This window comes from Pseudomonas parafulva NBRC 16636 = DSM 17004 (assembly GCF_000730645.1).
In the GTDB taxonomy this organism is placed as follows: domain Bacteria; phylum Pseudomonadota; class Gammaproteobacteria; order Pseudomonadales; family Pseudomonadaceae; genus Aquipseudomonas; species Aquipseudomonas parafulva.
In genome coordinates, this window is sequence record NZ_BBIU01000040.1 from 51,659 (window position 1) to 64,391 (window position 12,733).

Sequence of the window (12,733 nt, forward strand, 5' to 3'; positions counted from 1 at the left end):
CCGGACAATTCCCCCATTCTTTTGATACCTCGAGGGGCAAGACATGGCACTGGCGCACAACCTGGGCTTCCCACGCATCAGCGACGATCGCGAACTGCGTGCCCGCCATTGGCAGGCGCAGAAAGAAGCCGGTATCGAGCTGCTGCCCGTCGGGGATACCGCCTGGTACTACCAGCACCCTGGCGTCGTCGACGCCCAGGCCTCCGTGCTCGCTGGGCATCTGGAACCGCTTTTCCAGGAGGTGACAGAAGCCATCGCTCTGGGCCATGCGGTCAAGCCGGTGCTGGTAGGCCCTTTGACGCTGCTGTGGCAGGGCGAAGAAAACGGCCTCGACACACTGGAACGGCTCGACCGCCTGCTGCCTGAATATGACCAGGCCCTCAACCAGCTTGCCGTATTGGGGGTGGAATGGGTGCAGATCGATGAGCCCATTCTTGCCCTTGAACTGCCCCAAGCCTGGAAAAACGCCTACGAGCGTGTCTACAACATCCTCCAGCGGGCGCCCTTGAAAAAACTGATCGCCACCTGCTCCGGTGCCTTGGGCGGCAACCTGGGCCTGGCGGCGAACCTGCCGGTCGATGGGCTTCACATCGACCTCGTGCAGGCGCCTGAACAGTACCTGAGCGTGCTCGACCGCCTGCCCGCCTACAAGGTGCTGTCGCTGGGGTTGGTTGATGGCCGCCAGGCATCACCTGGCGACCTGGCGCAGCTTCAGGATGTGCTGCGCGATGCCCATGACAGGCTGGGCGAGCGGCTCTGGCTGGCACCCTCGTGCTCGCTGCTGGACAACCCGCTGGAGCAGGCTGTACACAAATGCCGGCAGGTGGGGGCGTTGGTACATGCGGTGAACACGTCCCACACCCCTACACCTCGCTAGTGCCTACCGGCGTTCAAGGGCCAGGGCTACCCCTTGGCCGCCGCCGATGCACAGCGTCGCCAGCCCTTTGCGGGCATCGCGTTTGATCATCTCGTGCAGCAAGGTCACCAGTACCCGGCACCCGGATGCGCCAATCGGGTGGCCAAGGGCAATGGCGCCGCCATTCACATTCACCCGCGCCGCATCCCATTCAAGCGCCTTGCCTACCGCCAGCGCCTGGGCCGCGAAGGCCTCGTTGGCTTCGATCAGGTCCAGGTCGGCCAGCTGCCAGCCAGCCTTTTCCAGGCAACGCTGGGTGGCCGACACTGGGCCGATACCCATGATCGCCGGGTCTACGCCCGCGCTGGCGTAGGCCGCCACCCTGGCCAGCACCGGCAGGCCCAGCGCCTCGGCTTTGGTTGCGCTCATCAGCAACACCGCTGCGGCACCATCATTCAGGCTGGACGCATTGCCTGCCGTGACGCTGCCATCCTTCTTGAAGGCCGGGCGCAGTTTGCCCAGCGACTCAGCCGTGGTACCCGCGCGAGGCTGTTCGTCACGGGCGAATACCGTGGGGTCGCCCTTTTTCTGCGGCAGCACGATCGGGGTGATTTCATCATCGAAGCGGCCCGCCTCGATGGCGGCCAAGGCCTTGCGCTGGGATTCGGCAGCAAAGGCGTCCTGCTGTTCGCGGTTCAGGCCATAACGTTCCACCAGGTTCTCAGCCGTGATGCCCATGTGGTAGTCGTTGAAGGCGTCCCACAAACCATCGGTGATCATGCTGTCGAGCAGTTGGCCATGCCCCATGCGCTGGCCTGTGCGGGCCGAGGGCATCACATAGGGCGCCAGGCTCATGTTTTCCTGGCCACCGGCAACCACCACGTCGGCGTCACCGCAACGGATGGCCTGGGCGGCCAGGTGCAAGGCCTTCAGGCCCGACCCGCATACCTTGTTCAAGGTCAGTGCCGGCACGCTGTAGGGCAGGCCAGCCCTGACCGCCGCCTGGCGCGCCGGGTTCTGCCCTGCGCCCGCGGTGAGTACCTGGCCCAGGATCACCTCGTCGACCTGCGCAGGGTCCAGCCCGGTCTGCTCCAGCAGGCGCTTGATCACGGCGGCGCCTAGGTCCACGGCAGGGACGGCCGCCAGTGCGCCCTGGAAACTGCCGATGGCGGTGCGGGTTGCGGCAACGATGACCACGTCGTTCATGTTGTTGTTCTCCGTGCGGGTGCGTTAAACACCCAGCATCGTCTGCCTGGGCTCATTTGTTAAGTTTGATTTTCTTGTGGATTGATAGCCAAACCCAATCAATCCGCGGGGCCCCCGACGCTTGCGCCCAGCCTGGTTTCGCACCAGCAGTGCGCCTCGGGTTTTGAATCGCCCCGTTCACCCCTTAATATGTGCCGCATCATCTGCGGGGGGAGTCTCACCCTCTGTTAAACGAGAGCGCCAAGGTGTGGCGCTTTCCCGGCATCAACCTGACGAGGTACAGACATTGGCCATCATTCATCCCAAGGTCCGCGGTTTCATCTGCACCACGACTCACCCGAAGGGCTGCGAGCTCAACGTTCGTGATCAGATCGAAGCCACCCGTAAGCTGGGCGTGCGCGAGGATGGTCCGAAGAAGGTCCTGGTAATCGGTGCGTCCAGTGGCTACGGCCTGGCGGCGCGCATTACCGCAGCCTTTGGCTTCAAGGCCGACACACTCGGTGTGTTCTTCGAAAAGCCAGGCACCGAAACCAAGCCAGGCACCGCCGGCTGGTACAACGCCGCTGCCTTCGACAAGTTTGCCAAGGCCGACGGCCTGTACAGCAAGTCGATCAACGGTGACGCCTTCTCTGATGAAGCGCGGGCCAAGGTCATCGAGCTGATCAAGAACGACATGGGTGGCAAGGTTGACCTGGTCATCTATTCGCTGGCCTCGCCTGTGCGCAAACTGCCACAGACCGGCGAGCTGGTGCGTTCTGCGCTCAAGCCGATCGGCCAGCCGTACAAGTCGACCGCCATCGACACCAACAAGGACACCATCATCGAGGCCAGCATCGAGCCGGCCACCGAGCAGGAAATCGCTGATACCGTCACCGTCATGGGTGGCCAGGACTGGCAGCTGTGGATCGATGCCCTGGCCGGTGCCGACGTGTTGGCCGAAGGCGCCCGCACCGTGGCGTTCAGCTACATCGGCACCGAGATCACCTGGCCGATCTACTGGCACGGTGCGCTGGGCCAGGCCAAGCAGGACCTGGACGCAACCGCCCTGCGCCTGGACCAGAAGCTGGCCGGTGAAATCAAGGGTGGCGCCAACGTGGCCGTGCTCAAGTCGGTAGTGACCCAGGCAAGCTCGGCCATCCCGGTCATGCCGCTGTACCTGTCGATGGTGTTCAAGATCATGCAGGAGAAGGGTGTGCACGAAGGCACCCAGGATCAGCTGGACCGCATGTTCCGCGACCGCCTGTACCGCACCGACGGTGCGCCGGCAGCGGTGGACGAAAAGGCGCGCCTGCGCCTGGACGACTGGGAACTGCGTGACGATGTGCAGGATGCCTGCAAGGCCATGTGGCCACAGGTGACCACCGAGAACCTGTTCGAGCTGACCGATTATGCCGGTTACAAGAAGCAGTTCCTCAACCTGTTCGGCTTCGAGCGCGCTGACGTCAACTACGACGAAGACGTGGCAACCGATGTGAAGTTCGACTGCATCGAGCTGTAACCCGCTTCGGCCCGCCTTGGCGCCCTCGCAGTGCAGTCACTGCGAAGGCAACAAGGCGGGGCCGGCCTGCTTCACGCTTTGCGCGTGAGGGGCTGCGCCGCAAAGGTGACGCCCGCCAGGCCATGTTTGATCAGTGCCCGGATGTTGCCGTGGTCGCTGCCTTCCGGGGTGGCTACTACGTCGCGGTAATGCTCGCCAAATGCCAGCAACGCTTCCTGATCGCTCAACCCTTCCAGCAGTGCCAGGCCCAGCGTCTTGCAGGAGCCTTCGTTCTGCCCGGCTGCGCTGTGCAGGCCACCGTTGTCGAATGCCTGGGGCTGGTAGTCATAGTGTTCGGCAACAAACGCCAGGGTGTCGGCGAAAGCGTGTTGGCCGCTGGCCAGGCCGGTGCGCAGGGTGTTCAGGTCAGTCACGGGGTTTTCCTTGTTCGAACGCGGCCTGTTGTTCGGCGCTGGCTTCTTTCTGGTAGTGGGCTTTCCATTCGGCGTAGGGCATGCCGTACACCACCTCGCGGGCATCATCCAGGCTCAGGTCAACCTGGCGCTCATCGGCTGCGGCCTTGTACCACTTGGACAGGCAGTTGCGGCAGAAACCGGACAGGTTCATCAGGTCGATGTTCTGCACGTCGGTGCGCGCGCGCAGGTGTTCGACCAGGCGCCGGAAGGCGGCGGCTTCAAGTTCGAGCTGTTGCTGTGGGGTCATGGGGCTTCTCTCAGATCATGCGGTTCTTCAGGTGGCGGCCACCGTTGATGACCACCTGGCTGCCGGTGCTGTACTGGCTGGCCAGCAGGTACTTGACCGTTTCGATCAAGGGGCCGGCACCGGGTTCGAATTCCAGCAGGGCTTTTTTCAGGGTTTGCCGGCGGTAGTCGTCATCGCCGCCTTCCTTGAGCATCAGCAGCCCGGGCAGGATACCGTTCACGCGCACCGTGGGGGCGTACTTTTCAGCAAACGACAGCACCATGTTCTGCAGGGCGGCCTTGGTGGCGGCATAGCCGATGTGGCTCTTGCTGCCACGCGATGAGGTTTCGTCGCAGACGTGAATGATGTCCGCCTTGTCGACCCGGGCCAGTAAATCGCCCAGGGCCAAGTTGAGGTGGTAGGGCGCCTCCACGTGCAGGCGGAACATGGTTTCGAGGTTTTCCAGGCCATCGTCGAGCCAAAGCGATGCATTGTGAATGATGGCACGCAGGCCGTCGTATTCGCTGTGCAGGTGCTGGATGAGCGCCTCGCGGTCGGCAGCCTGGCACAGGTCAGCCTGGAACTGCACGATGTTGGGGTGGGCCGCCTGGGGCAGGAGGCTGCGGCTGGCACTGACCACCAGGTGGCCGGCCTGCGCCAGTTCCACGGCCAGGGCCAGCCCGACACGCTGGCTGGCTCCGGTAATGAGGATGGGGCTATTCATGTTCGGGGCGGTCAACTTTGTCTGTCGTTGGTTGCCGCCCAGCATACCCGAACTGCCTGCCGTGTGCGTGGCCTGGCCTCAGCGGCTGCGCGATGCCTGGGGCGCGGGCCGGGCCGAGGTGGGGGAAGCGTGCAACCAGCCCGCCAGCAGGTGCGTCGACAAGGGGATGAACAGGTAGACCATCAACGGCGTCAGGGCCAGGGTGCTGAGGAAGATGCGCGGCACGATGCCCAGGCTGGCCAGCCAGTGGCCGAACACCAGGTTGAACGCCAGCGACACCGGGAAGAACACCAGCCAGATGGCCACGGCCTGCTTCCAGCGCGGCGGTTTACGCACCAGGCTGGTGCCGAACCAGTCGTCCAGGCCGCTGACGCGCGTCTCTCTGGGGCGCTCGAACAAACCGTTGCCGCGCTGCAGCCAGGCGCGTCGCGACGCGGAATGCTCCCAGGCATTGAGGGTGGGCTCGTCGCTGAAGCGGAAGATGATCTGGAATTCGTCGCCATCGCTGGGCGGTGCGAGGATGCCGGAGCCCAGGTAGCCGGGGAAGTCGGTGGCCAGCTGTTCGCCTTCGTGCAGCCAGGCCAGCAGCGCCTGGTAGCGGCCGTGAGCGGCGCGGCGCGACACCATCAGGGTAACGGGAGGGGTAGACATCGTGTATCTCCAGACAACGGGGCTGGCGGGTAGCTGGCCCCTGGCTATGTCGACCGGGGTGGTGGGCGACACAGGCATGCATGCAAGAATTGGGCGCGGATTATCGCTGATGTGGCGGCGCTGGTAAGCATCGGCCGCCAGGCGGCTGGCATCATCGGTTGGGCAGGGGTCAGGCGGCTGGCTGCGTATGCAGCTCCGGGTGCACGCGGCTGTGGGCCTGGAGGATGTAGTCGCGCAGGCGCTCGATTTCCTCAGCGGCACTGCGGCCAAGGTGGTAAGCGGCTTTGGTGCCGTTTATCTGCCGCCGCTGCGTGCCTTTCAACTCGATGGGCTCGATGTCGCCGGGGGCGAATTGAAGTTCAAACTGGTCGGGGGCTTCCGGCAGGTCGCGCAACTCCACCAGCACGCCTTTGAAGGAGATGTCGCACACCCACAGCCCGCTCGGTTGCCCATCGGCATTCAGCAGGGCGATGGGGTGGTCCAGGGAAAGGCGCCACGGGCGTAGCCTGGGGCCATCTTCGTAGATTTCCGGTGCCCCCAATTGCAGGTGCAGGGTATGAAACTCGTCTTCGATCACCTGCAGCGGAAAGCTGATCTGCTGGTTGTTGACGTGTGCTTGCAGGGTCACCTGCTCGTCGGCCACCAGGCGCGTGAGCAAGTTCTGGACACGGCTGTCGCCATTGACCAGCAGGCTGGGCAAGGCATCGGCCACATCGAACTGCGGCGACTGCTGGACGTCCTGAATGTAATCCAGTTCGTCCTGAGTCAAGAGCACGTCTTCTTGCATGATGAAACTCGAAGGTGAGGGTTCTTCAAACCGATTGACTGCTTGTACACGCCCTGGTTCAACCGTAGTGCCAAGGTTTCGGACGAATGCCCTGTTCACCCAGCCCAGTGCGCATCGCGTGTGAAGGTGCAACGTGCAGGGGAGCATCCGGAAGAGAGGCGGCCTTTAGCCAGCGCCGGATGCTAGTATCCTACGTTTTCACTCAGTTTCGGAATCCTCTCCCCGATGAAAGTCGCCATTATTTCCGGGTCGGTGTATGGCACCGCCGAAGAAGTCGCCCGTCATGCCGAGTCACTGTTGAAGGCTGCTGGCCTGCAGGCCTGGTATGCGGCCCGCAGCACCTTGAAGGATATCCAGGCGTTCGCCCCGGACGCCCTGCTGGCCGTGACCTCCACCACCGGCATGGGTGAGCTGCCGGATAACCTCATGCCCTTGTACAGCAGCATCCGCGACACCCTGCCAGCCGCGTGGCGTGGGCTGCCGGGCGCGGTGATAGCGCTGGGCGATTCCAGTTATGGCGACACCTATTGCGGCGGCGGCGAGCAGATGCGCGAACTGTTTGCCGAGCTTGGCGTGCAGGAGGTGCAACCGATGTTGCGCCTGGATGCCAGCGAGACCGTAACGCCCGAAACCGATGCCGAGCCTTGGCTGGCCGACCTCGCTGGCGCGTTGAAGGCCTGATCGGCCCTTGTGCATATCAGCCCTTGCCTGATACCAGGGCGGGTTTTTCGCGCAACAAGGCCAGCCAGGCCTGTGCCGCCCGCGACAGGTGCGCCCCACGTCGCCAGATGAAGGCGATGTCCCACCGCAGGTCTGAGGATGAACACAGTGGCATCCGTACCACGCCAGGGCGCTCCAGCGCCCTGGCCACCACGCGGGGAAGCAGCACCACACCCTGGCCTGCCGCTACCAGGGCGGCGAGAAAGTCCGCCTGGCCGCTGCGCCCACCCTCCCTGGGCGTGAAGCCTTGTTGCTGGCAGGCCTTCAGCAGCCGGTCGTTGAGCACGAAGCTGCGCTGGTACAGCAGAAACGGTGTGTCGGCCAGTTGCCGCAACGTCACACTTTCCAGGCTGGCCAGCTCGTGGCTGGCCGGTAGCAGGGCGTCCAGTGGCTCGTTGCAGAAGGGTTGATACTCGAACCCCTGGTCGCTGGGCGTAAGGCTGCCGCCCAGCTCCAGTTCGCCCTCACGCACGGCCTGCTCGACGCTAAGGCTGCCGCCCTCGAGCAACTGAATGGCGATGTTCGGATAGCGCCGCCGGTATTCGGCGAACAAGCCCGCGAACAGGGCGTCGCTGCCCAACATCGGCAAGCCCAGGCGCAACTCGCCACGCCCCATCTGGTTGAGCGCGTCCAGTTCGTCCAGCAGTGCCTGGCGCTGGCGCAGCAAGGCTTCGCCACGCTCCAGTACCACGCGCCCGGCGCTGGTCAGGTGCAGTTGCGAGGCCTGGCGTTCCAGCAACGGCTGGCCCACATCTTGCTCCAACTGTGCAACCTGCTTGCTGACCGCAGACTGGCTCATATGCAGCGCCTGGGCGGCATGGGTAAATCCGCCGCAGCGCACCACTTCGATAAAGCTTCGCAGCTGTTTGAATTCCATCTTTCTCGATTCCATTATGGAATGGCGTCAAGTCTAACAATTCGCTTTTGGCCTAGGGAGGCAGTTTTTACAATGGCAGGCCTGTCGAGGACTAACAGCATGAATACCGCTCTACTGAAAAAGACGTTGCGCCTGCTGGCGGAAATGGCCGTGATTGGCGCCCTGTTCCTGCTAGGTGGCAAGCTGGCTGCGTGGCTAGGCTGGCCTATACCCGGTGGCGTCATGGGCCTGGCGCTGCTGTTGCTGCTGTTCGCCTGCGGCGTGCTCAAGCCCGCCATGCTGCAACTGGGCGCTGGCTGGCTGATGGCCGAGATGCTGCTGTTTTTCATCCCCGCCTTGATGAGCCTGCTGGATTATGGCGCCTTGGTGCGCGACGAGGGCTGGCGCATCCTGCTGGTGATCGCACTGAGTACCTTGGTGGTCATGGTGGTGACCGCCCTGACCGTTGAATGGGTCTGCCGCTGGAGCCTGCACCGTGAGCCTTGAACCGATGCCGCTGTTCTGGCTGCTGCTCACCTTGCTGGCGTACCTGGGCAGCCGCTGGCTGTATCGGCGCAGCGGGCGCTACCTGTTGTCGCCATTGATACTGGTGCCCGTGCTGCTTCTGGCGGTGGCCATCCCCTTGCACACGGCCTATGCCGAATATGCCCGCAATACCCATTGGCTGATGGGTGTGCTGGGCCCTGTGACCGTGGCGTTCGCCGTACCGATCTGGCAACAGCGTGCCCTGCTGGCGCGGCACTGGCCTGCACTGTTGACCGGCATGGTGGTGGGCAGCAGTGCTTCCATTGCCAGTTCCTGGGGGCTGGCTCATCTGCTGGCACTGGACACTGCCACCAGCCTGTCGCTGGTTCCGCGGTCGATTACTACGCCGTTCGCCATGCCCCTGGCGCAGGACCTGGGCGGTGTGCCAGAGCTGACCGCAGTGTTCGTGATGTTCACCGGCGTGCTCGGTGCCCTGTTCGGGGGTGTGCTGCTGCGCTGGTTGCCCCTGCGCACGCCGCTGGCCCGCGGTGCCCTGTTCGGCGTGGGGGCCCATGGTGCAGGGGTGAGCAGGGCGCAGGAAGTGGGCAGCGAAGAGGGTTCGGTGGCCGGCCTGGTGATGGTGCTGACCGGACTGTTGAACCTGTGCGCCGCGCCCTTGCTGGCGCTGTTGCTCTGACCGTTCGTGCCACTGACTCGCTCAGTCATCAAGCTGGCTGGCAACGCAAGTTCCAGGCGCAGGGCGGCTGGCTAGACTCAGCCTCGATCAGAGAGCACATGTAAGTGCCGAGGTGACATGCAATGACCGCAGCCTTGCCCTATCACGTTGACTAACCGGGTTCCTTCCGATGCCTATGGCCGAAATTCCATTGTGCGTCTGGCGTACCCGGGGACAGAGTTTCACTTTCCGGGGCCAGAGCATCCGCTACTGGACCGCAGGGCAAGGAGCGCCCCTGCTTTTGTTACACGGTTTTCCCACGGCCAGTTGGGACTGGCACTACCTGTGGGGGCCATTGTCGCAGCGCTTTCGGGTGATTGCCTGCGACATGCTGGGTTTCGGCGACTCGGCCAAACCCGTTGACCACGCCTACACCCTGATGCACCAGGCTGACCTGCAACAGGCCCTGCTCGACCATCTGCACATGGCGCAGCCTGTGCACCTGCTGGCCCACGACTACGGCGGCAGTGTCGCCCAGGAACTGCTGGCCCGGCACCGCGAGCAGCGTGCCAACATTGCCAGCTGCGTATTCCTCAACAGCGGGCTTTTCCCGGAGCATGCGCGGCTGTTGCTGTTGCAGAAACTGCTGCTGAGCCGGGTGGGCTGGCTGGTGGCGCGCTCATTCGGGCGTGATGACCTGGTGCGCAACATGACGCGGGTATACGGCCCCTGCACCCACCCGAGCGAGAGTGCCCTGGATGATATGTGGAGCCTGGTGGCGGCCAACCGGGGTACGCGCATTCTGCACAAGCTGGCGAATTATGTACCAGAGGCCAGGGCGTACCGTGATCGCTGGGTGCATGCGCTGCAGGGTGCCAACGTACCGCTGCGCCTCATCAATGGTGCGGCAGACCCGCTGTGTGGCGCCCATATGGCTGAACGCTACCGGCAGCTGATACCCGATGCCGACGTGGTGCTGCTTCAAGGTATAGGCCATTACCCTCATAACGAGGCGCCGGTGCAGGTGCTGCGCCATTACCTTGCTTTTCGCGAGCAAATAGACCGCTGCACCCTTCAGCAGGTGGCATGGTCGTAGGGCGATGCGTGGTCGGCAGTCTGTGAACAGGCAAAAAAAAACCGCTGCAAGCCGCAGCGGTCAATCGAGACGTCAGATCAAGGAGCTTCAAAATCAACGTCGTTCCGGCATTCCTGAAAAGCGGGGGGAAAGCCCATCAGGCCGGCCAGTGGTTCAAGAATAAGCACTTGATCCGCCGAGAAAAATAGCCACTTGTGACATTCACCTTTACATCAGGGGCAACAGTGCAGCCGGCCCTCAGGCTTCAGTGGCATGCCCCATGCGCCAGCTCACCTCGCGTGCGGCCGCCAGCAACTGCCGGGCGGCTGGCCCGTGCTCGTCGGCATGGAACATCGAGGTAGGCCCCACCACCGTCATCACCGCTGCAATCTGCCCCATGGCGTTGAATACCGGGGCAGACAAGGCATCCACCCCTGGCATCAGCAAACCGTGCACGTGGTGCAGGCCCCGCTCACGGATCCCCGCCAGCAACCCGTGGTAGTGCTCGGCGCCCTGCTGCAGGGTTGTAAGCTCTCGTTCAAGCAATTCGGCCGTTTCGCGTTGGGGAAGGTGGGCAGCGAACACCAGCCCGGTGGACGAAGTAAGCAACGGCAGCACCGAGCCGATCTGCGTGACCACGGTAACCGCCCGCACCGCCGGTTCGATGCTGACCACGGTGGCGCCCTGGTTGCCCCATACCGCAATGAAGCAGCTCTCGTTCAGCGCGTCGCGCAGCTGCGACAGCGGCAGGGCGGCGATCTTCAGCACGTCGATGCTGCCCAGCGCCGCCAGGCCCACCCGCAGGGCTTCACGGCCCAGGCCGTAGTGGTTGGTGGCGGCATCCTGCTCGGCGAAGCCACTGGCAATCAAGGCCTGAAGGTACCGGTGCACCTTGCTCGCAGGCATCTGCACATGTTCGGCGAGGCGTGACAACGACGTGGAGGGGGACAGCTGCGCCAGGGCTTTGAGGATGTCGGTACCCACCTCCGCCGAGCGGACTTTCTGCTTGCCATTGTCGGTGGAGGTGCTGGCACGGGCCATGGGGTGTCGTCTTCTGCAGTCTTCAGTCGGGCCTTTATAGCTTGACGCCAGGCACGGGGCAAATTACGTTATCCGTAATCTGATTACGATAATAACAATGCAGACCTGCTGGCGGCCCCACGGCCCTGCCGGCAACTGCCCGAACAGGCTCTGCCAGAGCCCGGAGGCACCGATGGACCGCGAGCTGTCACCCGACCTTCACTACCTGAGTGGCTTTGGCAACGAGTTCGCCAGCGAAGCGCTGCCGGGTGCCCTGCCGGTGGGTCAGAACTCACCGCAAAAGGCCCCCTATGGGCTGTATGCCGAGCTGCTGTCGGGTACCGCCTTCACCATGGCCCGCAGCGAGCTGCGCCGTACCTGGCTGTATCGCATTCGCCCTTCGGCGCTGCACCCTCGCTTCGAGCGCCTGGCCCGCCAGCCGCTGGCCACGCCACTGGGGGCTGTCACCCCCAACCGCCTGCGCTGGAACCCGCAGCCTATCCCCGCAGAGCCGACTGACTTCATCGAAGGCTGGCTGCCGATGGTGGCCAATGCGCCTGCCGACAAACCGGCGGGTGTGAGCGTGCACGTCTACCGTGCCAACCGTTCGATGCAGCGCGTGTTCTTCAATGCGGACGGGGAGCTGTTGCTGGTGCCCGAGCAGGGCCGCCTGCGCATCGCCACCGAGCTGGGCGTGATGGATGTAGAGCCGCTGGAGATTGCAGTGATCCCCCGGGGCATGAAGTTTCGGGTGGAACTGCTGGACGGCCAGGCCCGGGGCTACCTTGCCGAAAACCATGGGGCGCCTCTGCGCCTGCCCGACCTTGGGCCGATTGGCAGCAATGGCCTGGCCAACCCCCGGGACTTCCTCACCCCGGTGGCGCATTACGAAGCGCTGGAGGGGCCGGTGCAACTGGTGCAGAAGTTTCTGGGCGAGCACTGGGCTTGCGAGCTTCAGCATTCCCCGCTGGACGTGGTGGCCTGGCATGGCAGCAACGTCCCTTACAAATATGACCTGCGCCGCTTCAACACCCTGGGCACGGTCAGCTTCGACCACCCCGACCCGTCCATCTTCACTGTGCTCACCTCGCCGAGCAGCGTGCACGGCTTGGCCAACATGGACTTCGTTATCTTTCCGCCGCGCTGGATGGTGGCCGAAAACACCTTCCGGCCACCGTGGTTCCACCGCAACCTGATGAACGAATTCATGGGCCTGATCGCCGGTGCCTACGATGCCAAGGCCGAGGGTTTCCTGCCCGGGGGGGCTTCGCTGCATGGGGTGATGAGCGCCCACGGCCCGGATGCCGACACGTGCAGCAAGGCCATCGCTGCCGACCTGGCGCCGCACAAGATCGACAGCACCATGGCCTTCATGTTCGAGACCAGCCAGGTGCTGCGCCCAAGTCAGCAGGCCTTGGCATCCCCACACTTGCAGGCCGACTACGACAGTTGCTGGGCCACCTTGCCCAGCACGTTCAACCCGAACCGGAGATAAGC

General features: G+C 63.8%; 15 protein-coding genes. 7 read left to right on the forward strand and 8 right to left on the reverse strand.

Annotated features, from left to right (window positions below):
• Positions 1 to 43: 43 nt before the first annotated feature.
• A complete protein-coding gene (locus tag PPA02S_RS20625; RefSeq protein ID WP_028633313.1) occupies positions 44 to 877 on the forward strand; it encodes a 5-methyltetrahydropteroyltriglutamate--homocysteine methyltransferase in 834 nt (277 codons plus the stop codon).
• A gap of 3 nt (positions 878 to 880) precedes the next feature.
• Here the strand turns inward: PPA02S_RS20625 and PPA02S_RS20630 are convergent, their stop codons facing one another.
• Complete coding sequence (locus PPA02S_RS20630) at positions 881 to 2,062, reverse strand: acetyl-CoA C-acetyltransferase (RefSeq protein WP_028633312.1); 1,182 nt, start codon at positions 2,060 to 2,062, stop codon at positions 881 to 883.
• A gap of 286 nt (positions 2,063 to 2,348) precedes the next feature.
• Between PPA02S_RS20630 and fabV the strand changes: the two genes are divergently transcribed.
• Positions 2,349 to 3,560 carry an enoyl-ACP reductase FabV gene (gene fabV, locus PPA02S_RS20635; protein ID WP_028633311.1) on the forward strand — a complete coding sequence of 404 codons (1,212 nt, stop codon included), beginning with the start codon at positions 2,349 to 2,351 and terminating at the stop codon, positions 3,558 to 3,560.
• 71 nt (positions 3,561 to 3,631) lie between these two features.
• On the opposite strand, the gene PPA02S_RS20640 is transcribed toward fabV, so the two are convergent.
• The 5 genes from PPA02S_RS20640 to PPA02S_RS20660 form a co-directional block, all read right to left on the reverse strand.
• Positions 3,632 to 3,973 (reverse strand): HopJ type III effector protein, encoded by a 342-nt coding sequence (locus PPA02S_RS20640; protein WP_028633310.1) that lies wholly within the window; start codon positions 3,971 to 3,973, stop codon positions 3,632 to 3,634.
• Entirely contained in the window at positions 3,966 to 4,262 is a 297-nt protein-coding gene (locus tag PPA02S_RS20645) for a DUF1244 domain-containing protein (protein WP_028633309.1), read from the reverse strand. The genes PPA02S_RS20640 and PPA02S_RS20645 overlap by 8 nt, the downstream gene beginning before the upstream one ends.
• Positions 4,263 to 4,272: 10 nt before the next feature.
• On the reverse strand, positions 4,273 to 5,010 hold the full coding sequence (gene folM / locus PPA02S_RS20650) for a dihydromonapterin reductase (RefSeq protein WP_028633308.1): 738 nt from the start codon (positions 5,008 to 5,010) through the stop codon (positions 4,273 to 4,275).
• A 33-nt stretch (positions 5,011 to 5,043) separates the two neighbouring features.
• Positions 5,044 to 5,616, reverse strand: a complete 573-nt coding sequence (locus PPA02S_RS20655; RefSeq protein WP_028633307.1) for an antibiotic biosynthesis monooxygenase — start codon at positions 5,614 to 5,616, stop codon at positions 5,044 to 5,046.
• Positions 5,617 to 5,785: 169 nt separating this feature from the next.
• Positions 5,786 to 6,403 (reverse strand): PilZ domain-containing protein, encoded by a 618-nt coding sequence (locus PPA02S_RS20660; protein ID WP_028633306.1) that lies wholly within the window; start codon positions 6,401 to 6,403, stop codon positions 5,786 to 5,788.
• 225 nt (positions 6,404 to 6,628) lie between these two features.
• Here PPA02S_RS20660 and PPA02S_RS20665 point away from each other — a divergent pair, with 225 nt between their 5' ends.
• Positions 6,629 to 7,084: a flavodoxin gene (locus tag PPA02S_RS20665; RefSeq protein ID WP_028633305.1), complete on the forward strand. Its 456-nt coding sequence runs from the start codon at positions 6,629 to 6,631 to the stop codon at positions 7,082 to 7,084.
• A gap of 16 nt (positions 7,085 to 7,100) precedes the next feature.
• On the opposite strand, the gene PPA02S_RS20670 is transcribed toward PPA02S_RS20665, so the two are convergent.
• Positions 7,101 to 8,000, reverse strand: coding sequence for a LysR family transcriptional regulator (locus PPA02S_RS20670; RefSeq protein WP_028633304.1), 900 nt, complete (start codon positions 7,998 to 8,000; stop codon positions 7,101 to 7,103).
• 99 nt (positions 8,001 to 8,099) lie between these two features.
• Between PPA02S_RS20670 and PPA02S_RS20675 the strand changes: the two genes are divergently transcribed.
• The 3 genes from PPA02S_RS20675 (at position 8,100) to PPA02S_RS20685 (ending at position 10,237) form a co-directional block, all read left to right on the forward strand.
• A complete protein-coding gene (locus tag PPA02S_RS20675) occupies positions 8,100 to 8,486 on the forward strand; it encodes a CidA/LrgA family protein (protein ID WP_028633303.1) in 387 nt (128 codons plus the stop codon).
• Entirely contained in the window at positions 8,476 to 9,162 is a 687-nt protein-coding gene (locus PPA02S_RS20680) for an LrgB family protein (protein ID WP_028633302.1), read from the forward strand. The genes PPA02S_RS20675 and PPA02S_RS20680 overlap by 11 nt, the downstream gene beginning before the upstream one ends.
• A gap of 169 nt (positions 9,163 to 9,331) precedes the next feature.
• Positions 9,332 to 10,237 carry an alpha/beta fold hydrolase gene (locus PPA02S_RS20685; protein WP_028633301.1) on the forward strand — a complete coding sequence of 302 codons (906 nt, stop codon included), beginning with the start codon at positions 9,332 to 9,334 and terminating at the stop codon, positions 10,235 to 10,237.
• Between the two features lie 237 nt (positions 10,238 to 10,474).
• Here PPA02S_RS20685 and PPA02S_RS20690 read toward each other — a convergent pair whose 3' ends face one another.
• Entirely contained in the window at positions 10,475 to 11,257 is a 783-nt protein-coding gene (locus tag PPA02S_RS20690) for an IclR family transcriptional regulator (RefSeq protein WP_028633300.1), read from the reverse strand.
• Positions 11,258 to 11,429: 172 nt separating this feature from the next.
• Here PPA02S_RS20690 and hmgA point away from each other — a divergent pair, with 172 nt between their 5' ends.
• A complete protein-coding gene (gene hmgA, locus PPA02S_RS20695; RefSeq protein WP_028633299.1) occupies positions 11,430 to 12,731 on the forward strand; it encodes a homogentisate 1,2-dioxygenase in 1,302 nt (433 codons plus the stop codon).
• The last annotated feature ends 2 nt before the right edge of the window (positions 12,732 to 12,733 follow it).